The following is a 24,651-nucleotide window of genomic DNA, read 5'->3' as shown; positions in this document are numbered from 1 at the left end:
CGGCACTTACGGCGGCAGAGGATAAATGACCGAAGCGACCCCCCAGATAACGGACAGCCATTGCCACCTGGACTTCCCAGATTTCGAGGGCCGGCTGGATGAGGTGATTGCCAGCGCAGCAGAGGCCGGCGTGACCAGGATGGTGACGATTTGCACCAAAATGAAGAATGAACCCGCGGTGCGCGCCATTGCCGATGCGCATGCGCCGGTGTTCTATGCTGCGGGCACCCACCCGATGAGCGCGGCGGATGAGCCGATGGTCCCGGTGGATGAACTGGTGGCGCTGGCCAAGCACCCGAAGTTTGTCGGCATCGGCGAGACGGGCCTCGATTACCACTACACCGCCGACAGCAAGGACGTGCAGCAGGAGTCTTTGCGCATTCATATCGCGGCCGCCCGCGAAACCGGCCTGCCGCTGATCATCCACGCCCGCGCGGCGGATGACGACATGGCCCGCATTCTGGGCGAGGAGATGAAGAACGGCGCATATTCTTGCGTGATGCACTGCTTCTCCTCCTCGGCCGGGCTGGCCAAGGCAGCACTGGATCTGGGGTTCTACCTGTCAATGTCCGGCATTGCTGCCTTCCCCAAAAGCCAGGAGCTGCGCGATATCTTTGCCGCCGCTCCGGTGGAGCGCATTCTGGTTGAGACCGACGCCCCCTATCTGGCACCGCCGCCCTATCGCGGCAAACGCAATGAACCGGCCTATTCCGCCTTTACCGCCAAGGCGGGCGCGGAGGTTTTCGGCATGGACTACGCCGATTTTGCCGCGCAAACGCAGGCAAATTTCGACCGGCTGTTCTGGAAGGCTGCCCAGTATGAGGCCGCCGCCTGATGGCTGAGATGCGGTTCACCATCCTCGGCTCGGGGTCTTCGGGCGGGGTGCCGAGGATCGGCGGCCATTGGGGCGACTGCGACCCCGAGAACCCGAAGAACCGGCGCCAGCGGTGTTCAATGCTGGTGGAGCGTGTTGATGAGGGCGGCACCACATCCGTGCTGATCGACACAACACCGGACATGCGAAGCCAATTGCTGGATGCAGACGTCAGCCGCCTGGATGCGGTGGTTTACACACACTCCCACGCCGACCATCTGCATGGCATCGACGATCTGCGCATGGTCTATTTCAATATGCGCCAGCGCATCCCTGTCTATGCCGATGGTGCCACTCAGAACGACCTTCTGAACCGCTTCGGCTATGCCTTTGCGCAGCCGGATGGCTCTCCCTATCCGCCGATCCTGGACCTGAAGACCATTGGCGGGCCGTTCACAATAGACGGCCCCGGCGGCGAAATCACCTTTCGCCCGTTCGAGGTCAGCCATGGCTCGATCGACGCGCTGGGGTTCCGGATCGGCGGGTTGGCCTATTTGCCGGATGTGTCCAGAATTCCCGACGCCGCCCTGCCAGAGCTGGAGGCGCTGGATACTTGGATCCTGGACGGGCTGCGGCGCACGCCGCATCCTACGCATTTCAGCTATTCCGAAGCGCTGGAGTGGTTCGCGAAGATGTCTCCCAAACGCGGCATCATAACCAACATGCATATCGACATGGATTACGCCACGGTCGAAGCCGAGACTCCGGACCACATCACGCCGGCCTATGACGGCATGGTGATCCGGGTTGAGCTATAGCGCAATGCCCGGGTCTGCCGCCGTGCGCCCAGGCCCGTTGGGCAGACCGCAGACTTCATCTTTGCAAAAGTACTCCCGCCGGAGGCATCTGCGGCCAGAAGCCGGACAAGCCCCCCTGAACGGCAGCATCCCTTGCCTTCAAGGAACAGGCTGATGTTTCAAAGCCTGATCGACGTCATCCTGCCGGTATTTCTGGTCGTCGGCGCGGGTTACGCCGCCACCGCGCGGGGCGTGCTGACCCAGACACATATCGAAGGCGTGATGAAATTCGCGCAGGGCTTTGCCATCCCCTGCCTGCTGTTCAAGGCGATGGCGGAGCTGGATCTGTCATCCAGCTTTGACCCGCGGTTGCTGGCGAGCTTTTATACCGGCGCTTTCACCTGCTTCCTGATTGGCGTGTTCGGCGCGCGGATCCTGTTCAAGCGGGAGTGGGAGGACTGCATTGCCATCGGATTCTGCTGCCTGTTCTCCAACTCGGTGCTGTTGGGCCTGCCGATCACTGAACGCGCCTTTGGGCCGGAGAACTTGACCGGCAACTATGCGATCATCGCTTTCCATTCGCCGTTCTGCTACGGCGTCGGGATCACCGTGATGGAGATCGTGCGCAATCGCGGCGCGGGCGGGATCAAGACCGTCTCGGCTGTGCTGAACGCAATGTTCCGCAATGTGCTGATCCTGGGCATCGCGCTGGGGTTTGCGGTGAACCTTTCAGGGCTGGCCATTCCGATGGTTGTGAGTGAAGCCCTGTCGCTGATCATCCGGGCCGCCCTGCCCTGCGCGCTGTTTGCCCTTGGCGGCGTGCTGGTGAAGTACCGCCCCGAGGGCGATCTGCGGGCAATCCTGTTTGTCTGCTTCATCTCTTTGATGATCCATCCGGCGATCGTCTGGATGCTGGGCTCGGCCTTGGCCTTGCCGCAGGATCTGTTCCGTTCGGGTGTTTTGAACGCGGCAATGGCGACCGGGTTCAACGGTTACATCTTTGCCAATATGTACGGGCGGGCCAAGCGGGTTGCGGCGTCTTCGGTACTGATTGCCACCGGGGCGAGCATCCTGACCGTGTGGTTCTGGCTTCTGGTGCTGAGCTGACAGCCGCAGCGCAGCAGCGTTGCGCCCGGCATCAGCCGGGCAGCGCCCGCCGTCACAGTGTCGGCGGACGCTCGCGCCGGTGACAAGTCACCAGCGCGGGTCGTCCAATTCCAGCGGGAAGCCTTTGGGCAGCAGGCCGGCCTGGAACCAGTTCACAAAGGAGTGGATAGAGAATACCGGCAACCCGGTGGCTTTGCGCACGTCACGGGCATAGGGCACCATATTGGTGCATTCCAGCACGATGGCGCCAAGATCCGGGGTGTCCGCCACCATCGCGCGGGCGGCGTCGATCATATCCAGCCGGCAGGCTGCAAAGTCGATTTCCGGCGCATCGCCCAGGATATCGCGGGTAAAACAGCGCAGACCGTCAGTGCCGGCAATCGGCGTGTCCAGCGGCACGCCTGCGGCCTCAAGATGCGCAGGCGTCAGAGTGGCTTTGGAAATCGTCAGGATGCCGCAGCGCTTGCCTGCGGGCAGCAGGGTCTGCACCATCGGAACCTGCATTAGCGAGGATGTCGCCACCGGCACCCCCAGCGCCTGTTTCACCTCGTCCTGGATCAGCGCCAGAAAGCCGCAGTTGGTGGTAATGCCGTCGGCGCCCATGGCGACCAGATCGCGGCCCGCATCCACAAACAGATCAACCAGTTCCTTGGGGTTGCCGCGCACTACGTTTTCGGGATTGGCACCGCGCACCACCTTGTAATGCACCGGAAAGTCCCAGGTCATTGCGTTGCCCATATCGCCGTGGATGCGGGGAAAACGGGTTTCCAGCATCAGGATGCCGACTGCTGCGCCAAAAACCGTCTTACCACCGTGTTCCATGGGGTCCCCTATTCATCCGGCACGTAAAGCTGAGAGAATGCGATGCGGACGGCTTCCGTCGCCTCTTCGCGGCGTTTTTCGATGTGGCTGCGCATGGCCGCTGTGGCCGTTTCAGCGTTGCGGGCAGCGATGCCTTCAACAATCTGGCGGTGAGCCGAGATATCGCCCGGCGCCTTGCCCCCTGCCCGGTCGCGCATGCGTTTGAGGTCAATCAGGCGGATATAGCGGATCCGGCCATTGAGATTGTTGAGGATCCGCTGCAGCTCGCTGTTGCCCGAAAGCTGCGCCAGGCGGGCGTGAAAGCTTTCATCCATCGCCAGGAGCGCCTCCGGATCCGTCGCGCTTTGATACTCCGGCTCCATCCGGTTGAGGTAATCCGCCAGCGCCGCGATGTCGTCATCCGATGCGCGGGTGCAAGCAAGACGCACCGCCTCGCATTCCACCGCCACCCTGGCCTCATAGAGGTCCATGATGTAGCTGGGCGTCAGCGGGCGGCAGAAAAAGCCGCGGTTGTTCTGGAAGGTCAGGAACCCTTCGGCCACCAGCCGGTTCAGCGCCTCGCGCAGCGGCGTGCGGCTGGCACCCAGCACCTCGGACAAGGCGCTTTCGTTGATCCGCTGGTCAGGCTTAAAGGCAAAATCCGCTGCCATCCGGCGCAGCGCCTCATAGACCCTGTCCACATTGCTTTCGCGTTTGGCCATGTTCCCGCCATTCGTTCATTCCGCGGTGCAGATTAGGTGAGCCATCAACCTCGTGCAATATTGAATTCTGGTTTGCATACAATTTACACGGCCGTCTGGGCACCGCCTGCGGTATATGGCGCCAGCTCCTGCTTCAGAAGCGCCAGGAACTCCTGCCCCACCGCAGACAGCGGCCGCGACCTGGAGGTGATCACCGCCATTTCCATCATGATCCGGGGCCGAAACGGGCGGGAGATAAAGCCGCCGCCGATCTCAAAATCCAGCACAAAGGGATCAAGGATCGAGACCCCCATGCCTTCCTGCACAAAGCTGAGGAGATTCTTGAACAAATGCGAATGCACACGGGTTTTCAGCGGGATACCGGCCTGCTGAAATACCTCGCGGGTGCGGCGATGGGTCATGTGATCGGGGCCCATGACGATGAACGGCACGCCTTCCAACAGTTCAGGCGTCAGCACGTCATGTTCCGCCAGCGGACTGTCAGCGGGCATCGCCAGCAGGGTTTCGACGTTGATAGGATGCGCCTCCAGCCCGTCGTGGATCAGGGGCATTTCGCAAACACCGATTTCGAAAAGGCCCGCGATCACCCATTCCTGGATCTTCAGCGAATACTGCGCCTGAAAGGAGATCGACAGGTCCGGCCTTGTGCGGGCGAAGCGGGCGATCAGCGCGGGCATGAAACCGAAGGACAAGGAGTGCTGCGAGGCGACCTGCAGCTGCCCTGCCTGTTTGTTCTGCAGGTCGGTTACCGCCTGTGCCACATGATCAAAACCGCGCACCACGGTATCGACCTCCTGAAACAGGACGCCTGCTTCGGGTGTCGGGATCAGACGGCCTTTGCTGCGCTCGAACAGTTTGAGGCGGGTCTGGCGTTCCAGCTGGTACAGCAGGTTGGAAATACCGGGTTGCGAGATGCCCAGCTGCTCGGCCGCGCCGGTGACGGTGCCGGTTTCGACAATCGCGTGGAATGCCTGCAACTGGCGGAAGCGGAGGGACATCGGCAGCACATCATTTTTTATGATACTCTATTGAATTCTTTGTATTGGTAATGATGAACAAGTCAAGGCAAGCTTTGCCCAGCTTCTGGGAGGAAGAGCAAAGTGCTGGAACAAAAGATTGCCGGGATGGATCTGTGGCATCTCGCGCTGCCCGTTTTGTCGCGCCGCGACCATGGGATCGGCTCTGTCGAGGGCTCTTGCGAGGTCGTGATCCTGCGGCTGCGCAGTGAAGGCGGGGCGGAAGGGTTCGGCGAGGCGTCGACCTGGTCGGTGTTCACCGGCACGCCGGAAGCGAGCCTGGCAGCACTTGACCGCTACATCCGCCCGCTGGTGGAGGGCCGCCGGGTGGCAGACCGCGCAGCGATCATGGAGGATGCTGCCAAGGCCGTCGCCCATTGCACCGAGGCCAAGGCGGCGCTGGAAAGCGCCCTGCTGGACCTGACCGGGCGGATCACCGGTGCGCCGGTTTGGGCGCTGCTAGGCGGCAAGTGCCGCGATACCATCCCGCTCAGCTGTTCGATTGCCGATCCGGATTTTGACAAGGACATCGACCTGCTGCACCGGCTGCGGGCGGACAAGATCGGGCTGATCAAGCTGAAGACCGGATTCAAGGATCACGCCTTTGACATCATGCGGCTGGAGCGGATTGCCAAGGATTTCCCGGAATTCAAGGTGCGGGTGGATTATAATCAGGGCCTGAGCATTGAAGATGCGCCGAGCCAGGTGCGGGATGTCGCGCAGTTCAAGCCGGATTTCATCGAGCAGCCAGTGCGGTTCCATCATTTTGGCATGATGGCCAAATTGCGCGGGATGATCGACGTGCCGCTGCTGGCGGACGAAAGCGTATTCGGCCCCGAGGACATGGTGCGGGCCGCGCGCGATGGCATCTGCGACGGAGTTTCAGTCAAGATCATGAAATCGGGCGGGCTGACCCGCGGCCAGACGGTGGCGCGGATTGCTGCGGCAAACGGGCTGTCGGCCTATGGCGGCGACATGTTCGAGGCGGGTCTGGCGCATCTGGCGGGCACCCACATGATTGCGGCAACCCCCGAGATCAGGCTGGGCTGCGAATTCTATCAGGCGAGCTATTTCCTGAAGGAAGACATTCTGGAAACGCCTTTCCAGGTGGTGGACGGCCAGGTGGTGGTACCGGACGGGGCTGGACTGGGCATCAAACCTGACGTGGGTAAGCTGAACCGCTATGCGGTTTCCAAGAAAGTCTCGGCATGACACGGGAGAAGAAAACTGTTGCCATCATCGGCGCCGGTATTGTCGGTGTTTCGGCAGCGATAGAGCTGCAACGCGACGGGCATCAGGTGGTCCTGATCGACGGCAAGGGACCGGGTGAAGGCACCAGTCACGGTAATGGCGGCATTCTGGCATCCTGTTCTATTGTGCCGGTGACGGGTCCGGGGCTGTGGAAAAAAGCGCCGAAGATGCTGCTGGACCCGAACCAGCCCGTGTTCATGCGCTGGGGATACCTGCCCAGGCTGGCGCCCTGGCTGATGAAATACATGAGCCATGCCAATGCCGAAGATACCACCCGCATTGCTGCGGCCCTCGCGCCGGTTGTAGGCGATGCGCTGGCCGATCATCAGGCGCTGGCGGCGGGAACCGCGGCGGAACGGCACTTGAAGCCGTCCGATTACCTGTTCCTCTACAATGACCGGGCGCATTTCGCAGAGGACGCCTTTGGCTGGGGTTTGCGCAAGACGCACGGCTTTGACTGGGATGAACTGGAGGGTGCGGATGTCCGGGCCTATGATGCTATCTATGCGCCGGAACTTGGCTTTGCCGCGCGGCTGAAGGATCACGGCATAATCTCGGATCCCGGCCGGTATGTGAAGGATCTGGCGGCACATGTGGTGGCCAATGGCGGCCAGTTGATCCAGGCTTTTGTTACTGATGTGGCCCGCGAGAACGGACAAGTGACCGGCGTGCGGGCTGGCGGTGAGACCATTCCCTGCGATGCCGTTGTTGTTGCCACCGGCGTCTGGTCCAAGCCGCTGGCAGAGAGATTGGGAATTTCCGTACCACTGGAAGCAGAACGCGGCTATCATCTTGAATTATGGGAGCCTTCGGCGATGCCAAAGGCGCCTGTGATGGTGGCAGCGGCCAAATGCGTGGTGACCCCGATGGAAGGAAGGATCCGGATTGCGGGCATTGTGGAATTCGGCGGGCTGGAGGCCGGGCCGTCAAAAGCCCCGCTTGAGCTGTTGCGCAGGAACGCGCGGCGGATCCTGCCTGGTGTCACCTGGAAGCACGAAGAGGAATGGCTGGGCTACCGCCCGGCGCCGGCAGATTCGATCCCGGTGATCGGCGAAGTGCCGGGCCTGAGAGGCGCCTTTGTCGGCTTTGGCCATCATCACATCGGCCTGACCGGCGGGCCAAAGACCGGTCGCCTGCTGGCGCAGATGATTTCGGGCCGCACCCCGAACATGGATATGGGCGCCTATGACCCGGCGCGCTATGCGATTTGAAACCAACCAGTGCCTCTGAAGGGGCCGAAACTGAAACAGGGAGAAGACCATGAAGAAACTGACCAGACTGCTCGCCGCCACCGCGTTAACGGCGGCTGCCGCCCTGCCCGCCGCTGCGGAGACCTGGGACATGCCGATGGCCTATTCGGCCTCCAACTTCCACTCGGCCACAGGCGCAGAGTTTGCTGAATGCGTGACCACCGGCACCGGCGGCGAAGTTGAGATCAAGACGCATCCGTCTGGCGCGCTGTTTAAAGGCGCCGACATCAAACGCGCGGTGCAGACCGGCCAGGCACCGATTGGCGAGCGGCTGCTGTCCGGCCACCAGAATGAGAACGCGTTGTTCGGCTTTGACTCGATCCCGTTCCTGGCGACCTCGTTTGATGACAGCGACAAGCTGTGGAAAGCCGCCAAACCAGCGATTGAGACGCTGCTGGCCGAGCAGAACCTGACACTGCTTTATGCCGTGCCGTGGCCGCCGCAGGGGCTGTATTTCAAAAACGAGGTGAATTCGGTAGCCGAGATGAAGGGCATCAAGTTCCGCTCCTACAACAATGCCACCTCGCGGCTGGCAGAGCTGACGGGCATGCTGCCGGTGACCATCGAGGCGGCTGAGATCAGCCAGGCCTTTGCCACTGGTGTTGCGGAATCCATGGTCTCGTCCGGCTCCACCGGTTACGACCGCAAAGTCTGGGAAAGCCTGAGCTATTTCTATGAAGTGGACGCCTGGCTGCCGCGCAACTACGTGTTTGTGAACACCGAAATCTGGAACGGCACATCCCCGGCCAACCGGAACGTGATCCAGGGCTGCGCCAAGCTGGCCGAATACGCGGGCAACTGGCGCGCCAAGGAATACACCGGGTTCACCCTGCAAGGTCTGCGTGATGGCGGCATGACTGTCGGCCCGGCTTCGGATCAGATGGCGGGCGAGCTGAAGGAAATCGGCGTCACCATGACCAATGAATGGCTGGAAGCCGCAGGTGACGAGGGCAAGGCCATCGTCGACGCATTCCGCGCCGAGTAATCAGACCGATTGGTACGGGCGGCGCGGCAGGTGCCGCCCGTATTCTCATAAAAGAACGACTGATGGGGATGATATGACTGTGCTCAGGGGGCTGCGCTCCGGACTCGATTTTCTGTATTTTGCGGCGGGGGTGCTGGCCGCCCTTTGCCTGATTGCCATTTTAGGCCTGATCGTTGTCCAGATGCTGGCCCGCTGGACCGGTGAAGTCTTCCCTGGCGCGCCGGATTACGCTGGCTATGCAATGGCCGCGGCGTCTTTCCTGGCGTTTGCCAATGCGCTGAACCGGGGCAGCCATATCCGGGTGTCGATCCTGCTGAATGCAGTGCCCGATGGTTTCCGCCGGGTGCTGGAGATCTGGTGCTTTGGTATCGGCACTGCGGTGATGTGGTATTTCACCTATTACGCCTACCGCTTTGTCTACTGGAGCTGGAAATTCAACGACGTGAGCCAGGGCCAGGACCGCACGCCGCTTTGGATACCGCAAAGCGTGATGCTGTTCGGCGGGGCCGTTCTGGCCGTCGCCCTCACCGATCACCTGATCCATGTGATCTTTCGCGGCGACCACTGCATCACCCGGGATCTGGACGACCAGAGCCACGCGGAGTAAGCCCCATGGAAAATATCTCAGTCATCATTCTGTTTCTCTTCGTGCTGTTCACCCTTCTGGGGTCCGGCGTCTGGGTTGGCCTGGCGCTGATGGGCGTGGCCTGGGTCGGCATGGAGCTGTTCACCACCCGCCCCGTGGGCGATGTTATGCTGACCACGATCTGGTCGGCGTCTTCCAGCTGGACCCTGACGGCACTGCCGATGTTCATCTGGATGGGGGAAATCCTCTATCGGACGCGATTGTCCGAGGACATGTTCAAAGGGCTGGCGCCCTGGATGGCGCCCTTGCCCGGCGGGCTGGTGCATACCAATATCGTCGGCTGCACGGTGTTTGCCGCGGTCTCCGGCTCTTCTGCGGCAACACTGACCACCGTGGGCAAGATGTCGATCCCCGAACTGCGCAAGCGCAACTATCCCGAAACCATGGTGATCGGCACGCTGACGGGTGCTGCAACGCTGGGCCTGATGATCCCGCCGTCGCTGACACTGATTGTCTATGGCGTCACCATCAATGAATCGATCACCAAGCTGTTCTTTGCCGGCATCCTGCCGGGGCTGGTGCTGGCAGCGATGTTCATGGGCTATGTGGCGATCTATTCCAAGGTCGGCAAGGACTGGAACCCAACCCCCGAGGCCAAGCTGAGCTTTGCCGAGAAGGTGAAGAACTCCCGCTTCCTGGCGCCGGTGATTGCGCTGATCATTGTGGTGATCGGGTCAATGTACCTAGGCATTGCCACCGCGACCGAGGCCGCAGCATTCGGGGTCATCGGTTCTCTGCTGCTGGCATTGGGCCAAGGCTCGCTGAACTGGAAGACCTTCACCGAAAGCCTGATGGGCGCCACCCGCACCAGTGCGATGATTGCGCTGATCCTGGCCGGCGCGGCCTTCCTGTCGCTGTCGATGGGGTTCACCGGCCTGCCGCGCGGGCTGGCGGATCTGATCGCCGGCTGGGAGCTCACGCGGCTGGAGCTTTTGATGGTGCTGCTGGTGTTCTACATCGTGCTGGGCTGCTTCCTGGATGGCATCTCTTCGGTGGTGCTGACCATGGCGGTGGTAGAGCCGATGATCCGGCAGGCGGGCATCGACCTGATCTGGTTCGGCATCTTCATCGTGGTTGTGGTGGAAATGGCGCAGATCACCCCGCCGATCGGCTTCAACCTGTTTGTGATGCAGGGCATGACCCACCACGAGATGAGCTATATCGCCCGTGCCGCGATTCCGATGTTTCTGATCATGGTGCTGATGGTGTTTGTGCTGATCGCCTTCCCGGAGCTGGCGACCTACCTGCCGAACAACCTGCGGCCAGGGCCTGCCTAGCCCCATGCTGCGCGCGCTCGCCTTTGCCGCCCGGCATGGGCGGGCCGCGCTGGTTCTGGGGCTATTGGCCGGGCTGCTGCTGCCCGGTCTTGCCGCAACGCTTCAGCCCTGGCTGCCGGAAATGGTGGCCGGGCTTTTGTTTTTGAACGCCTACAGGATCGGGTTCCGCAAGGCTGCCGGCGGGCTGGCCGACGGGATTGGCACCGTCAAAGCCATTGCGCTGCTGCAAGTGGGGCTGCCGCTGCTGGCCTTGGGGCTGGCAGCGTTGTTCGGCGTGGCGCAGACGCCCGCCGCCGTGGCGCTGATCCTGATGCTGAGCGCGCCTTCGGTCACCGGCAGCCCCAATATCACCGCGCTGATGGGGCATGCGCCGGAACCTGCCTTCCGCTTGCTGATCCTTGGCACCGCGCTGATGCCGCTGACAGTAATTCCAGTATTTCTGCTGGCCCCCGGCCTGGGAGGCCTTGGGGATGTGCTGCGCGCGGCAGGGCGGCTCATTGGCGTGATTGGCATCACCGTGGTCTGCGCCTTCCTGCTGCGCCGCCTGACCCAGCCGCAACTGCGCGAGGATCAGGCCAAGGCTATCGATGGGCTGACAGTGATAGCGCTGGCAGTGATCGTGGTTGGCCTGATGGCGGCGCTGGGGCCTGCGTTGCGCACCATGCCTTTGCTGGTGCTGCAATGGCTGGGCTTTGCGCTGGCTGCCAACCTCGGCCTGCAGGCGCTGACATTCGCAGTGATGCGCCGCCGCGCGGGCAGTGGGGCCGTGCCAGTCTCCGTTGTCGCCGGCAACCGGAACTTCGCTCTGTTTCTGATCGCCCTGCCCGCAGCCACAACCGATCCGCTGCTGATCTTTCTGGGCTGCTACCAGATCCCGATGTATCTGACCGCAATCCTGATGAAGCCGCTATACGGTCGCGCAGCACTCAGGACAGAAATGTAACGCCAGTCATCCGGCGGATCAGCTCGGCATCAGCCTGGTAGCTTTCACTCATCTCATCCACCAGCGGCTGCGACCAGCCCGGCAGATCGATTTCCTCCTCCACCGCCTCCTCCGAGTGGAAGTAGCTGAGGAACAGTGCGCGCACCCGTTCACGCTGGTCTTCCGACAGGCCGGGGCGGTTTGCCAGATAGGCCTCCAGCCGCTCATATCCCGCCTCCGAAATGATGCCGCGGGTAATATCCAGTTCGCCGTCAAAACGGAAACCGTCGCCCAAACCCGTCACCTGCCCCAAAATGTTGGGCCAGATCACCGGCGTTTCCTCGTTGCACCAGACCGTGATGCGGCAGCCGGGGTTGCTGTCCTGAATATCTGCAACCACGTCCGACCAGCGCAGATTCAGAAAATCCGTGCCTGCGGCAAACTGCTCCCAGGTGCGGTTGGACTGGGATTTAAACACCGGTCCGATCAGCGTGGCCGGATTGCGCAGGCCCAGGAAAAACTCGCACGGATTGCCCGGGAAGACTGTTCTCAGCGCCGCGGTATTGCTGCCCGCATTGCGATAGAGCCGCCCGCCGTTGAGCATCCAGCCCGGCACCCCGAGAAAACCGGAGTTGGTCAGGATGATCCGCGAAACACTCTGATCCTTGACCATGCCGTCCAGCAGCGCCGCGCGTTCCTGGTCGGTGACGGTGTCCTGGTTCTGCTTGCGCAGCATTTGATTGAGCGCTGCCATATAGGTGCCCGGTCGACGGATCATCACGCCCTGCGCCAGTAGCCGCTGCGCATCCTTGCGCAGCGACCAGGTCAGCTGGCCGTTGTCGGTGTTTGGCGCCCCGACGTGGAAAGCAAGGGTTATGTCCCGCATGTCAGATTCTGCCTGGTTCATCGTCCTGTCCGGTCTTCGCCCCTTCCCTGCTCAGCATTTGGTCCCGGCGCGCGGTCCGGCAGATTTCACATGTCATAACCGCGCCTTCATCCGGCGGAAGAACCTGTCATCCCGTTGGCGCAAAATATACTCGCAGGCTTGTTTCGCAAGACGCGGATGGCCGCGGTCCAAGGCCAGATTGGCCAGCTCCCGCTGAAACCGGGGGAATTGGTGGCGTTTGCGCAGCAGGCCATGAAACTGGTGCGGTGTCAGGTCGCCGGAAATGGCGCCGCGGGCAATCTCCTGCAGGACGCCCATCTGCTGCAGCGACGACCCCAGCCGGTGGCCCAGCAGCGGGCAGCGCCAGAAGGTGACATTTGCTCCGGAAAACCGTGCCGCATGGGCCGCGTCCGGCGCCACGTATGGGTCGAACATGATATGCACATCGCCCGCCGCCTGGCTGGCCAGGGAGGCATCCCCGAAGGGTCCGGAAAAATCCCTGTCCCACACCTTCTTGTAGCGCATTTCCCAAGGCACCAGGGTCTTGTCGAGGGTGGATTGCGGGCTGATTGCAAACACCGTCGATCCGGGCGCCGCCGCCGCAAAGGCCGCCGCTGCATAGCCGCCCATCGAGGCGCCGTAGAACACCACCCGTGAAAACTGCGCAAAGAAACCGCTGTCGCGCAGTTCTTCGAACTTGGCGGACACTTCCTGATGGCGGAACCAGGTCCAGCCATTGGCCATCACCCCCAGCATCGACCAGCCCTGCGCCTCAATGAAACTGAAGCCCCAGGGCCGCCGGTCATCGCGTTTGGTCATGGCAATATCAAGGTTGTCGAAGGTCACCACCAGCGTTTCGCCACGCGGCATGAACAAAAAGGAATGCTCTTCCAGCTCGTCAAAGAAGCCTTCCTTGCCGGCCAGCTGGCGGGCCACTTTGGACCACTCACCCGAGGGCGGCAGCACCTCCTGCGGTTCGGCGGAGAGGATTGCGAGGCCGTTCTTGCCAGCCTCCGGCGGCACCAGCGTGTTACAGCTGCCATAGGCCTTGAGGAACGGGTAGCTGCCCGACCCTTTGCGGATTTCAATCACCAGACGGCTAAGCGGATGCAGCGCGCGGTCCAATATGGGCGCGGCGTTCTGGATTTTGTGGCGCGCGCCAAAGCTGTTCAGCGTCAGGATAACGTCATAGCTGCCCAAGTCCTGCGAAGGTGCCACAACCCGGATCGCGTCCCGGTCCACGCCGCCCTGTTCAAGCCGCGCCTTCCAGGTTTTCAGCTGCGCCGCATCGGGTTGTTTGGCCTGCCCCTTGCGGTCGCAGGAAACCAGATCGATGGTGCAGCCGTAGCGCTGATACAGAAGGATGCACAACTCCGGTGCCTGACCGTTGATATCGGCGACCGTGCGAACGTCGTCGGCATCCAGTGCCGGCAGCACGCCTTTGAAATCAAATCCTTCACTCATCATCCGTCGTCAACTGCCCTTCAGGGAACCCCCGGCACCGGGCCGCCCCGTGCCGACAGCCATCTGCCCGTGGAAAACACCGCAATTCCGCAGCCTTCGTTTGCGCTGCTCTAACCGAAAAAGATTAAGGATCCGGTTACCAGTCACGCCTCTTGTCCGGCACGGGTCAGAACTGTGGAATATTTGCCGTGCTTGGCCAGGACCTTGACAGTGCCGAAACTTTTCATGGCGCCAATGCCGCCGGACCCCTTGCGGATATCCAGAACAATCCCGCCGCCAGGGCTGATCTGGCTTCTGAACAGATCCTGATAGGTGCCGACGGGATAGTGGAACCCGCAAGACGCCAGGCTGATCACCAGATCAAAGGCACCAAGCGCTGCGGTGTCTTCGGTCTTGGGATTGATGGTGGTGATTTTTCCGGCCGGCACGCCGTTCTTTTCCAGAAACGCGCGGGCGGTCTCAAGGCTGGTATAGCCTGCGCCTTCCCCCTCAAAGCCGAAATGACGGCTGTTGCCCTCTTCGATATCGATCAGCGCGATGCTGCAGCCATAGCGGCGGTGCAGCAGCAGGCTGGCAAAGGCATACCCGCAGCCGATGTCCGCGGCCCGTTCGGGCGCTATGGGATCGGTGGCCTTCAGAAAGAAATCGCATTCCCGTTCCGCGATCCGGATCGATTCATGCAGAATGTGCTGCCGCTGCGACCGGGCTTCTGCCAGCAGCAGTTCTTCGTCACCTGCCATCCAGTCCTTGATGGTCTGGCCGGAACTTGCCAATTCCGAGCGTTGCAGCAGGATGTTGGCGACGTCCTGGTCGCTGAACATCGAGTAATCCAGCGCTGCCGGGTCGGTTTTTTCCACGGGTATTTCTTCCGGTTCAGGGGCCGGTTGCAGCAGGTGGCGGGTTTTTTCCGCATCAATCCCATGCTGGGCCAGCAAATCATGGACATAGCAGCCTTCGGCGGGCACGCCGCCGTATTTGGCCGCAATGTTGCGGAAGCGGCGGCCCCAGAAGTGGATCGACAGCGTGTCGCTGCGGATATGGCCGCGTGCCTGGTTCGGGCGGTTCGGGTTCAGCACAACACCGGCCCGCTTGAACGGTACAGGATAAATCACATGGCCAGGACGGGAATTCTTGACCTCTCCGGTTTCCTGAAGGAACCAGGTGAGCGCGTCCGGCCCCCAGACCCCCCAGGGCAAAAGCGAGACATGAACCCCCTGCCCGCTGTCCTTAAGCGCCTGCAGTTCGGCCTGTTTTTCAGCGCTGTACCAGGGCGGGACGGGATATTCATCGCTGGTGAAGCGCAGCATCGCCGCCAGGGTCTTGGAGGTTTTGGGCAGCCGCAGAACCCCGTTGTTGACCATCGGTTTATCGTCTGAGATCCAGCCATGGAAATGCTTGCCCTTGATGTTCCAGGGCTGACAGCAATAGGCATCGGTATCAGCCCAGATGTAATTGGTCTTGCGCAGCAAATGCAGGCGGAAGACATCGGCATGATAGGCCGGGCTGCCGGTGCGGGCGTGGCGGATGATGCGGTCGGCAGGCAGGATCTCATTGGCATCCGCTACTTGCACCCCGTCTGGCACGCCCTTGACCTCGTCATAGGTGAATAGCACCACCTCGTGGCCGTGATCCAGAAAGGACTGCAGGCAAAGCTGCTCCAGCCAGCTGAGTTCTGGACCCACCCATAGTGACGCAATGGCCGGAAGTGCCATGATGACTGCCCCTCAAAAAACTAATTAATGCAGCTGTTTATCAGTGCTTCTTTGTTAACGGAATTTAGCCCGCGGCCCGGAGTCCTGTCAATGTGCAGACCACCGGGATCAATGGTTGGTTTCGCCCCGCTCTACCGTGAACCAGAAATCGCTGCCCGGCTCCTTTTCGGCGATCTCGTCAGGGATAACTCCGGGGCCGCTCAGAAAGACATTGGCGCCGAAATGCGCGTGCATCCGAGACAGCTTGCACAGCTTACCGCCGGTCAGTTCCTGGAACAGCTCCAGCATGTCATCGCGGAGTTTCAACTCCTCAATCTTCTCGCGGTGCTTGCGGCTGGCGTATTCATGTGCCGTGGCGATATCCGGGTCTGCCAGCAGCCGCGCCATCTCTGCCTCCAGCGCCGGGATCATGCGCTGGATTGACCTCTCATCCTCGGCGTTGTTGTTCATCCGGAACCAATAAGACAGCCCCTGATCGCGGTCCACGTGGTTCACCCGGCCGCGGTCGCGCTTGACCAGAAAGCTCTCGGCGCTGCGCACGGCGTAATGATTGAGCTGCACCAGGTCATAGCCATAGGTATCCATCGATGAACGCCAGCCGTTGCGGAACATCTCCCGCGGCATGTCCTGGCCGGAGCCGTTTACCCAGCGGATGTCCTCCCACAGCTGCGGTTTCAACCCCTTGGGGCGGTGGACCCCCAGCTTCTTGAAGATACCGGTGTTGCGGAACAGGGTTTTGAAACCCCAAGCCTGGTGCGGTTTGCGGGTCATTTCAAAGGCACAGCGGGTGAATTCCCGGGTGATCAGATCGCCGGTGAAATCGCGCACGTCATTGTTGCCGAACAGCCGCCAGGTCATTGCGATCATATTGGCGTTGCCCACGGCCTGAAACAGGTCGGACAGCCGGCCATCGCCGCATTTGATGTTGATGAACTCATCCACATCCATGCAGACCAGCCAGTCTGCGTCCCGGATCACCGGCTCTTCCTCCGCCGCCTGCAAGGCCGCGTGCTGCGGCTTCAGATCCGTATTGCGGAACGGGTTTTCGCGGTGCTGGACGATGCCCTTGTCCTGCAGCAGCTGCAGCATCGTATCGGTGCCATCGGTGCAGTCATTGGTGTAGACGAGAAAATCATCGACCCCGATTGCGCGGTGGTAGGCCAGCCATTCCAGAATGAACGGACCTTCGTTTTTCATCGTGGTGACGATGGCGGTCCTGGGCTTTCCACGACGCCGCTTAATCGCATCCTCAGGAGGGATACGCACGGGCTTGGCGTTGAAATAGCCCGTGGCCAGCGACAGCAGTTCCGGTGTTTCCACCAGGCTGGTCTTCGGCACGATCTTGGACACCGTGTCGGTTGGATGCCGCAGGGCCATGCAACGATAGAACCGCAGATTTTCCGCCGGATCAGGCTCTGTCCCGACCACCCGGATCAGCCGCCAAATGCAGTTCCCGCCGGCTGTGGCCGGTGCCACGCACCAGCGCGGCCGCAGCCCGGTGGCATCAAACTGCGTACAGATGTGATCCGCAAAAGACGCCTGATCGCCCCTGCGCACCCGCCATGGATAGGCCTGCACTCCGCCCAGCCGCAGACAGCCCGTCGGCGCGGCGACAGCCCGGTCAAAGACATTCGGCCCCTCATCCGGCGCCAGCAGGTCGAATAGGTCGATGTTGGCCACTGCCCGTGCCCGCGCCAAGAAGCGGGCACGCAGGATCTCATAGATCAGAAACTCACCCAGCGGTGCCCGCCAGGGATCGGCTGGCGGGATCTCCATCCGGTCTTTGCCTGGCGCCCCCGGCACGTTGAACGGATGCGCCTCCTCCGGCAGATTATCCTTGCCCAGGGGCAGTTTGGAATGCACTACCACGACCCGTTCAAGCCCCTTGATGGAGCCAGCAAGCGTTTGCAATTCCTCTATAAAACGGCGGCTGTCTTGCGGATGCGCCCGGTCGAGGATGACAGCCCCCTGCAGACCATGCTGCGCCGTATGGAACCGCAGCCATTCGGCCGCAGTTCGGGCCGTTTCACCATTGCGGACAGCGGCCAGTACATTGAGCCCGGCAAACAGGTCTGTCTCCTCCGGGTGGAGCGGAACGTTGTAAAGCGCCCCTTCAGCAGAAACCGTGACCACGCTGGGGCCGTCCGGAATCTCAGCCTCCAGAACCGGCGCGCCGCCATAGTTGTGCAGAACTGTCTTGTCTGCCGGGGACGCAATACCCAGCCCTTCCCGCGCGGTTCCGGATTTGAAGAACAGGCGGGCAACCCGTCCATTGGACGCACGCAATTCCACGGCGTCCAGCAGGGTTTTTCCCGCCAGGGACAACGCGCTGAGTTCGCGTTCAAGGATCATGCCGTCGCAATTTCCGGGGTCTGAACTGGACATACTGCTGCATCACGTTTTTGCGTTGTTGGCTCCGAATGCCAAGCACAAGGAACGCAGCCGTTTATAGCCGGCCCGCAGATCTGCCGGAACCGGGAAACGCCGCCAGCACCCGCCAAAGGGTCCGGCAGCTGATATTCCCGCAACAGACCGGCGCGCGTGTATCGCTGACGCACAATCGCATCGGCGTTTCAATAAATTTTCAGGTATAAGTTGGTGCGGTCGAGAAGACTCGAACTTCCACTCCGGTTAAGGAACAGCGACCTCAACGCTGCGCGTCTACCAATTCCGCCACGACCGCACTGTCTTAGGCTTGGTGTCGAGGCGTATAGACCAGCCCGGATGCGATGTGAAGCTGAAAATCATCTTTTTTGAACAGAATATACGCCCCGGCAGGCGACGCAGCATAAGCGTTGGAAAACAGCCGGGTATCCGGCTGCCTCCGGTTTCTCAGCACCCCTGGGAGCAGCCTCAGTTGCCCTGGGCTGCCAGCTGGCGGCGCAGCACCATCTCGCCCGACATCTGGTCATAATAAGCCGGGAACTGATTGTGATTCACGGTGGCGGCCAGATCCTGCACATCCCGGCGCACCTGTTTGGCCAGCTGGTGCAGCGTCATGCCCGGCTGGTTCAGGCGCGACAGCAGCGCCCGGGTGAATACCGAATTCGGATTGGCGTCATTGTCCGACAACCGGTCCAGCGCGGTCTGCCCTGCCCCGGCGGAATACAGAATAAAGGCGCCCTCCGGCGGCTCCATCCGCACCAGGCCGCGGGTGCCGCCGACCGAACGCTGGCCGTCCTTCGGGAAGGGATTGTTGCGGCAGGCGTCCAGGATCATGATGGTTGAACGAGCGCCTTTGCGCTGGAAAGTGCCAAGCACCCGGTCAGCGGCAATGCTTTCCCCGGTCAGGAAGCTTTCATCGCCAAAATTCACCATCGGCACATCAGAAGGCAGCAGGTAATTGCGACCGTCGATCTCAACCCCGTGGCCGGCAAAGTAAAATAGAACTTCATCCCCCGGCTTGATCTGATTGGCAAAGGCCGAGACCGCGCTGTTGATGTCGCGGCGCCCCGCGTCATACAGCGTGGTCACCTCAAAACCGAGCGCCCCAAGCGTATTGCTGACCGCCAGAGCATCGTTGCGCGCCTTTTGCAAGGCGGTGAGGTTCTGGTAGCCGTCAACACCGATCACCAATGCGCGGCGGCTGATCAGAGGGGCAGCACTATCGTTTTGCTGCAGCAGAACCGGGGTTGCTGCAGTTCCGCTGCCCTGGACGACCGCGCCGTTCTGGATCAGCGCCTGCCCCTGTGCGGCGGCCATTACCTGCCCCTGCGGCACGAACTGCCCCTGCTGCTGGCCTTGCGGCATAAATTGGCCTTGCACTTGTGACCGCGGCACGAACTGCCCTTGCTGGCCCTGAAACTGAGGCTGCTGCGGAATGCCGTATGTCTGGGCGGTGGCTGCAAACCCCATCTGCTGCTGGCCGTATTGCTGCGGCGCACTCTGCCCGTATTGCTGCGGCACGCCATAGGTGCCGGTGCTGTTCCCGGCCATGGTGGCCTGGGGCAAGCCATAGGGCTGCTGCGGCTGTGGCTGCGGTGCCATCCGCTCGGCCAAATAGATCTTCAGCAGCCCGCGCGGCCCGTCGGGATGTGCCATCGCTTGCTGGCTGGCGAGATAACCGCTGGTTTGCGCCCGCTGAAAGGAACTGATCAGAAGGTCTTTCTCGAACTCATTCAGCTGCCCGGTGACCGGGTACCCGAGATAAGCCTGATAGGTGGAAGCCGCCTCGCGCGTTTTACGGCCCAGCTGACCGTCGACTGCTCCCGCGGGGAAGCCGAAGTAGTTCAGCGATTCCTGAATTTGGCGGCCTTCCTGAGTGGACGGCAGCCGGGAACGCCGGGGCGCCTTACTGCCCGAGCGCCTTTGATTCTTGGACAGGGCGCCGCCGATGATGCCACCAAGGATGGCGCCGGCAGCAAAATCACCCGCATCAGCAGAAACACGGGCGGCCGGCGTCATTGCCAGCGCAGAACAGATAATGAATGTGGAAAGCAGCTTGAACCGCATAAACACCCCCTAAGACAATGCACTTTTTGATTGCATAAATTGCATTCAAGACCGCGCGGAGTCAAAGGCTGAAATCCAGCATTTAATGGAAAAAACCGGCCACAACCGCCAGGACGCCCCAGGGTACCGGCAGTATAGAAATTCTATGCAAAAAAGTGGCCGGCAATTCTGCCGGCCACTTGCATTCAACAGCTGCGGCAAACAGCGGTCAGTCAGTGGAGAACGACGGCAGGGCCGTACTGCCGGAGGCCTGCACCGGCTGCACCCGGCCGCCTGCCAGCTTGGCCGAAGCTGTCTTGATTAGCTCTGCCCGCTCAGGCTGTCCCGGGGCAAAGACAGGAGCCGCGCCGCTTTCCAGCGAAATCACGGCCATGCCGTACCAGTCCTGCGCCCGCTCTGCCGTGACCGGCGCGCCAAAACCCAGAGCCAGATGGTGGCCGATCAGCTCAGCATAGGGACGCTGGCCGGTGCCTGTCAGGATCAGCGCAGCGCCCAGCGCCACGTCCATGTCATCGCGGCGGTAGCCGGAGAACAGGCAGATCCCGGCGGTATTGGCCAGCTGTTCCAGCGACATGCCGGATTGCAGCACGAACTTCTGCACATCGCCCATCACTTCACCGCTGCCCGCGGTTCCCAGTTTGGCCAGGAAGGGCTGCACAGCCGGGCCGAATGCATCGCATTGGCTGTCGATCTGTGCTTGCGAAACGCCCTGAACCTTGCCGGCCCGGGTCTCGCCCGCATTGATGGCATAGGTGCGGGCAAGGCAGAACTGCTCACCCAGCGCCAGCTCCGGATCAGTCATACTTGCCGCCGTCATGAAGCCGCCGTTGGAGCTGGTCAGCAGGCTGACCTTGCTGCAATAGCTGGTGAGCGACGCGCTTTGCGCCGGCTGGTCAAACAGGGTGATGCCGCCCAGCGAGGCGCTTTCCTGCCCGGCAAAGGCTGTCACTGTGCTGCGGTTTTGCTGTGCGGCCTGGACCGGAGCGGTTTCGCCCGTATCCGCCATTCTGCAGGTGCCCTGATGGCAGGCAAAACTGGCGGGTGTCACGCCGCGCGCCAGGAAGTCATTGCGCTGATAACCCTGCGGGGTGGAGGCAAACACCATCACCGAGCAGTTCGAGGCACCGCACCAGAAGGAGGAGCCGGAGACCGAAGTGTCGAGCACATAATCGTTCCGGCCATCGCCGTTCAGATCCGCCAGCTGCATGAAGCCGGTGCGCTGCAGCAGCTGTTCCCCGGTCGGCTCGGAGCTGGCGGCGATCTCATCCACCGCCTGGCTGACTTCGGACGGCAACCCGCCGTAGCCGCCGCCGCTGTAGCCGCTTCCTGCGGTCCTGACGCCCGCAGCTTCATTCCGCCAGCTGTGCAGCAATCCCCGCACTCCGTTGGGGCCTTGCATCGCCTTGATCACCTGCGGGCCGCCGATTTGCGCCCGGCTGTAGGAGCTGACCAGGAAATTGCGTTCATACGGAGCCAGATAGCCCGTGGCCGGATAGCCCATGTGAACCTGATACTGTGAAATGGCCGCGCGGGACCGCCTGCCCAGCACCCCATCCGGCGTACCGGAATGGAAACCGAAGTAATTCAAGGCAACCTGGGTTTCACGGTTCTGCGCCCTGGTGGCGGAACTTGCCGGCGCGCGGCGGTAGGTGGTGGCACGGCGCTGGCGCTGTTTATTCCTGTGAACTTCATTGACGATAACCCCGCCAATCACCCCTCCGACAATTGCGGCGCCCAAATCGCTCGCGGTCGCAGGGCTGGTGAATGACGTTGCCAGAAAAGCGGCCGTCAATGCCGGCTTAAGCGGCTTGGAAAGCATGATACTCGCCCCCTATAGATACAAACAATGGAATCACGATACCCCACAGTCAGGGCTGCCACCTAGGGATTTTACGATCACTTTTCCGGCGGGCCTCCAAGGCGGGACGGAAAAGGACGGCAGAAACCATGGTTGAATGGATCGCATCGGACGGTCTTGTTGAATATGATCAAGCGGTTGTCTTCATGGAGGAGCGCGCGGCATTGATTGCTGCGGGCACGGCGGAAGAATGCATCTGGCTGGTCGAACATCCGCCGCTTTACACCGCCGGCACCTCGGCCAAGCGCGAGGACCTGACCGATCCGGACCGTTTCCCGGTCTATGACAGCAAACGGGGCGGCCAATACACCTATCATGGGCCGGGCCAGCGGGTGGTCTATGTGATGCTGAACGTGGGCCAGCGCGGCCACGACGTGCGGCAGTTCGTGCAGCAGCTGGAAAGCTGGGTGATCGCCGCCCTGGATGAGTTCAATATTAAGGGCCATATCCGCGACGGCCGGGTCGGCGTCTGGGTCGAACGCCCGGACAAGCCGCAAACCGTTGCGGGCGGCATGGCCGAGGACAAGATTGCCGCGATCGGCATCCGCCTGCGCAAATGGGTCAGCTTCCACGGCATCTCAATCAACGTGGAGCCGGAGCTGGAGCATTTCACCGGCATCGTGCCCTGCGGCATCACCGAATACGGGGTGACCAGCCTGGTGGACCTGGGTTTGCCGGTCACCATGGCGGATGTGGACGTTGCCCTGAAGCGCAGTTTTGAGCAGGTGTTCGGCGGCTAACCCTTGCCCTGCGCCGCCGAAACGCAGTCCTGCAGCGCCGTCAGCACCAGTTCCGGAAGGGTGTAGAACAGTAACGCGCCCGCCTCCTGGCTGACACAGAGCTGAGCGTTTTGCTGACCGCCGAAAGTATCGCGGATATCGGAAAGCGGTGCGACGTGGTCCTCGCCGCCATGCACAAAGACCGCCCGCGTATGCCGTGTCAGCGCCATCTTCTGCGTTCCCTGCCGAATCATTTGCACATCTGCCAGAAAGCCGGCACCGCCCTGCTGCCGGAACAGCAGCTGGCTTTGCTTAAGCAGCGGCAGCAGGCCCAGCTGATCCAGCATGGCCCTTTCCCGGCTGTTGCGCACCGTCTGGAACTTCAGCAGCGCCTTGTGCCCGTACCAGCGCAGGGCGCCCGACCAGGCCTTCATCAGCACCGGCAGCATCCAGCGGGCACGGGCAGCGGAAAAGGCCACCAGCCAGGCATAACCGCTGAGCCCGGAGAACTGCCGCGGCGAAGTAATTGAACAATTCGAGGCGACAGCCACCAGTCCGGAGATCCGGCTGTGCAGCCGGTTGGCCGCCGCGCAGCCGTACAATGCGCCGCCACGGTGGCTGAGCAATACCGGTCTTTGCAGGTTTTCGCGGGTGATCAGCGCATCCAGCTGTTGCACAAAGGCATCCGCCGGGTCCTGCCCCCGCGGCAGCGGCACCGAGCCGCCGTAGCCCGCGCGCATCGGCGCATAGACCCGGAACCCAAGGGTCCTAAGCTGCGGCTGCAGGCGCTGCAGCGGCACGATCCCGTCCAGCACCCCGTGCACAAATATAACCGGCTGTCCGGTTTCCGCACCAAACCGGAAAAACTGGCTGCGCCGCCCGCTTCTGTCCTCAATCTCCTCAGAGGGCGGCAGCAGCTCACCCCGGGCAATTTTCAGGTCCCGCACATGCTCGTTGATCAGGAACGCGGCCAGCCGGATCAACTCGGCTGTTCCCGGTGCTCCGGCCCTTGCTGCAATCTGTTCCAGCTCCGCTGCCACCCGGCCGCCGGCGCCGCTCATCACCGCCTTCAGCGGGTCAAGATCAGATTTCTGCAGTCCGAAAGCAGACGCCACGGGGCCTGCGGCCTCTGCGCTCCATTCGCAATCCAGCCGCTCTGCCATGACGGCTGCGACAGGGCCGCCTGCCCCCTTCAGCCGGACAGGGCGGCATAAATACCGCTCGCCCGGGCGGCCGGTGCCGAGAAGCAGAACGTCCTGCCAGGAAAACTCCCCCTCGCGCACCTGCTCCAGAAAGATGCTCCACCGGTCTGTTGCGGCCCGCGTCAGCCCCATGGCTGCGGCAAGATCGCCGCCGCTGACAAGCTGCCGGGCAGCGCGCTGCGACGCATTCAGCAGGCGTCCCTCGGATCCGCCACCAGCCAACAGCCAGAACCGGCAGCACTCGCCCGAGTATTCTCCGGGGTGCGGCCGCCCCGCCCGCTCCCACTGCTGTTCCTGGATCTGGGCCGCCCGCGAGAAATGCGCCTTGAGTGCCGGCACGGGCCTGGGCTGCCCAAAGGCGCGCCAGCGTCCACTGCCCTCTCCGGCGTCCCCCCCGGTTGGCGGACCAGCAGAAAACCGGTCGAATTGCTCCGCCCGGATCATCGTCTCATAAATTGCGGCAACAACCTGGTCCTGCGACAAGGCCTGCGCGCGGCACAAGAGCGTCACTTCGCTCCCTCCAATACTGCTTTCCGCGTCAATGCGACGGCGCGCCCTGCAAGCATACGTTCTGGCACGGGCGTTTTGCCCGCATGTTTCAGGCTGTCAGCCTGGCAACTGAAAATTCCCGGCTGTTGCCGCCCTAATCCGGGCTGGCATACCGTGCCGGACCACCCAATTCTTGGGTCCCCATACGCTTGGGCGCGGGCGCCCTCTTTGACCTACAACTAATTTGCGAAACAGCTATGATCAAATTCAACTAAAATTCA

20 protein-coding genes and 1 tRNA gene are annotated in these 24,651 nt (G+C 61.9%); 10 read left to right on the top strand and 11 right to left on the bottom strand.

Annotated features, from left to right (window positions below; translation table 11 throughout):
- Positions 1-25 precede the first annotated feature (25 nt).
- The 3 genes from L1069_RS11005 (at position 26) to L1069_RS10995 (ending at position 2,718) form a co-directional block, all read left to right on the top strand.
- On the top strand, positions 26-835 hold the full coding sequence (locus L1069_RS11005; protein WP_134829318.1) for a TatD family hydrolase: 810 nt from the start codon (positions 26-28) through the stop codon (positions 833-835).
- The gene (locus tag L1069_RS11000; protein WP_129371654.1) at positions 835-1,632 is read left to right on the top strand and encodes an MBL fold metallo-hydrolase; all 798 of its coding nucleotides are present in this window, start codon (positions 835-837) and stop codon (positions 1,630-1,632) included. Before L1069_RS11005 ends, L1069_RS11000 begins: the two co-directional genes overlap by 1 nt.
- A gap of 153 nt (positions 1,633-1,785) precedes the next feature.
- Positions 1,786-2,718, top strand: a complete 933-nt coding sequence (locus tag L1069_RS10995; RefSeq protein ID WP_134829316.1) for an AEC family transporter — start codon at positions 1,786-1,788, stop codon at positions 2,716-2,718.
- Between the two features lie 87 nt (positions 2,719-2,805).
- Here L1069_RS10995 and L1069_RS10990 read toward each other — a convergent pair whose 3' ends face one another.
- The 3 genes from L1069_RS10990 to L1069_RS10980 form a co-directional block, all read right to left on the bottom strand.
- The gene (locus L1069_RS10990; RefSeq protein ID WP_237455695.1) at positions 2,806-3,540 is read right to left on the bottom strand and encodes an aspartate/glutamate racemase family protein; all 735 of its coding nucleotides are present in this window, start codon (positions 3,538-3,540) and stop codon (positions 2,806-2,808) included.
- Between the two features lie 8 nt (positions 3,541-3,548).
- Positions 3,549-4,241 carry a GntR family transcriptional regulator gene (locus L1069_RS10985; protein ID WP_237455694.1) on the bottom strand — a complete coding sequence of 231 codons (693 nt, stop codon included), beginning with the start codon at positions 4,239-4,241 and terminating at the stop codon, positions 3,549-3,551.
- Positions 4,242-4,324: 83 nt separating this feature from the next.
- Positions 4,325-5,239, bottom strand: coding sequence for a LysR family transcriptional regulator (locus L1069_RS10980; RefSeq protein ID WP_129371658.1), 915 nt, complete (start codon positions 5,237-5,239; stop codon positions 4,325-4,327).
- Between the two features lie 102 nt (positions 5,240-5,341).
- On the opposite strand from L1069_RS10980, the gene L1069_RS10975 reads away from it, so the two are divergent.
- From L1069_RS10975 to L1069_RS10950, 6 genes are all read left to right on the top strand, one after another.
- Positions 5,342-6,469, top strand: a complete 1,128-nt coding sequence (locus L1069_RS10975; RefSeq protein WP_237455693.1) for an enolase C-terminal domain-like protein — start codon at positions 5,342-5,344, stop codon at positions 6,467-6,469.
- Positions 6,466-7,719, top strand: coding sequence for an FAD-binding oxidoreductase (locus tag L1069_RS10970; protein WP_237455692.1), 1,254 nt, complete (start codon positions 6,466-6,468; stop codon positions 7,717-7,719). The genes L1069_RS10975 and L1069_RS10970 overlap by 4 nt, the downstream gene beginning before the upstream one ends.
- Before the next feature lie 49 nt (positions 7,720-7,768).
- Positions 7,769-8,743, top strand: a complete 975-nt coding sequence (locus L1069_RS10965; RefSeq protein WP_237455691.1) for a TRAP transporter substrate-binding protein — start codon at positions 7,769-7,771, stop codon at positions 8,741-8,743.
- 73 nt (positions 8,744-8,816) lie between these two features.
- Positions 8,817-9,350: a TRAP transporter small permease gene (locus tag L1069_RS10960; RefSeq protein ID WP_237455690.1), complete on the top strand. Its 534-nt coding sequence runs from the start codon at positions 8,817-8,819 to the stop codon at positions 9,348-9,350.
- A 5-nt stretch (positions 9,351-9,355) separates the two neighbouring features.
- A complete protein-coding gene (locus L1069_RS10955; protein ID WP_129371662.1) occupies positions 9,356-10,666 on the top strand; it encodes a TRAP transporter large permease subunit in 1,311 nt (436 codons plus the stop codon).
- A gap of 4 nt (positions 10,667-10,670) precedes the next feature.
- On the top strand, positions 10,671-11,609 hold the full coding sequence (locus L1069_RS10950; RefSeq protein ID WP_237455689.1) for a hypothetical protein: 939 nt from the start codon (positions 10,671-10,673) through the stop codon (positions 11,607-11,609).
- Here L1069_RS10950 and L1069_RS10945 read toward each other — a convergent pair.
- The 7 genes from L1069_RS10945 to L1069_RS10915 all read right to left on the bottom strand — a co-directional run bounded on the left by L1069_RS10945 (position 11,593) and on the right by L1069_RS10915 (position 21,921).
- Positions 11,593-12,495: a hypothetical protein gene (locus L1069_RS10945; protein WP_237455688.1), complete on the bottom strand. Its 903-nt coding sequence runs from the start codon at positions 12,493-12,495 to the stop codon at positions 11,593-11,595. The two genes, L1069_RS10950 and L1069_RS10945, sit on opposite strands and share 17 nt — an antisense overlap.
- Before the next feature lie 72 nt (positions 12,496-12,567).
- A complete protein-coding gene (locus L1069_RS10940; RefSeq protein WP_237455687.1) occupies positions 12,568-13,938 on the bottom strand; it encodes a hypothetical protein in 1,371 nt (456 codons plus the stop codon).
- Between the two features lie 143 nt (positions 13,939-14,081).
- Positions 14,082-15,650, bottom strand: a complete 1,569-nt coding sequence (locus L1069_RS10935) for a class I SAM-dependent methyltransferase (protein WP_237455686.1) — start codon at positions 15,648-15,650, stop codon at positions 14,082-14,084.
- Positions 15,651-15,758: 108 nt separating this feature from the next.
- Positions 15,759-18,002: a glycosyltransferase family 2 protein gene (locus L1069_RS10930; RefSeq protein WP_237455685.1), complete on the bottom strand. Its 2,244-nt coding sequence runs from the start codon at positions 18,000-18,002 to the stop codon at positions 15,759-15,761.
- A 244-nt stretch (positions 18,003-18,246) separates the two neighbouring features.
- A tRNA-Leu gene (locus L1069_RS10925) sits at positions 18,247-18,333 on the bottom strand.
- Positions 18,334-18,503: 170 nt separating this feature from the next.
- Positions 18,504-20,102, bottom strand: a complete 1,599-nt coding sequence (locus tag L1069_RS10920; protein WP_237455684.1) for a caspase family protein — start codon at positions 20,100-20,102, stop codon at positions 18,504-18,506.
- Positions 20,103-20,310: 208 nt separating this feature from the next.
- Entirely contained in the window at positions 20,311-21,921 is a 1,611-nt protein-coding gene (locus L1069_RS10915; protein WP_237455683.1) for a peptidoglycan-binding domain-containing protein, read from the bottom strand.
- A 68-nt stretch (positions 21,922-21,989) separates the two neighbouring features.
- Here L1069_RS10915 and lipB point away from each other — a divergent pair, with 68 nt between their 5' ends.
- Positions 21,990-22,700, top strand: coding sequence for a lipoyl(octanoyl) transferase LipB (gene lipB, locus L1069_RS10910; RefSeq protein WP_343328056.1), 711 nt, complete (start codon positions 21,990-21,992; stop codon positions 22,698-22,700).
- Here the strand turns inward: lipB and L1069_RS10905 are convergent.
- The gene (locus L1069_RS10905) at positions 22,697-24,391 is read right to left on the bottom strand and encodes an alpha/beta fold hydrolase (protein WP_237455681.1); all 1,695 of its coding nucleotides are present in this window, start codon (positions 24,389-24,391) and stop codon (positions 22,697-22,699) included. The genes lipB and L1069_RS10905 overlap by 4 nt on opposite strands.
- Positions 24,392-24,651 lie beyond the last annotated feature (260 nt).

Origin of the sequence: Leisingera sp. MMG026 (assembly GCF_021654205.1) — a bacterium.
Taxonomy (GTDB): Bacteria; Pseudomonadota; Alphaproteobacteria; order Rhodobacterales; family Rhodobacteraceae; genus Leisingera.
This window is presented reverse-complemented; position numbering and strand designations above follow the sequence as displayed.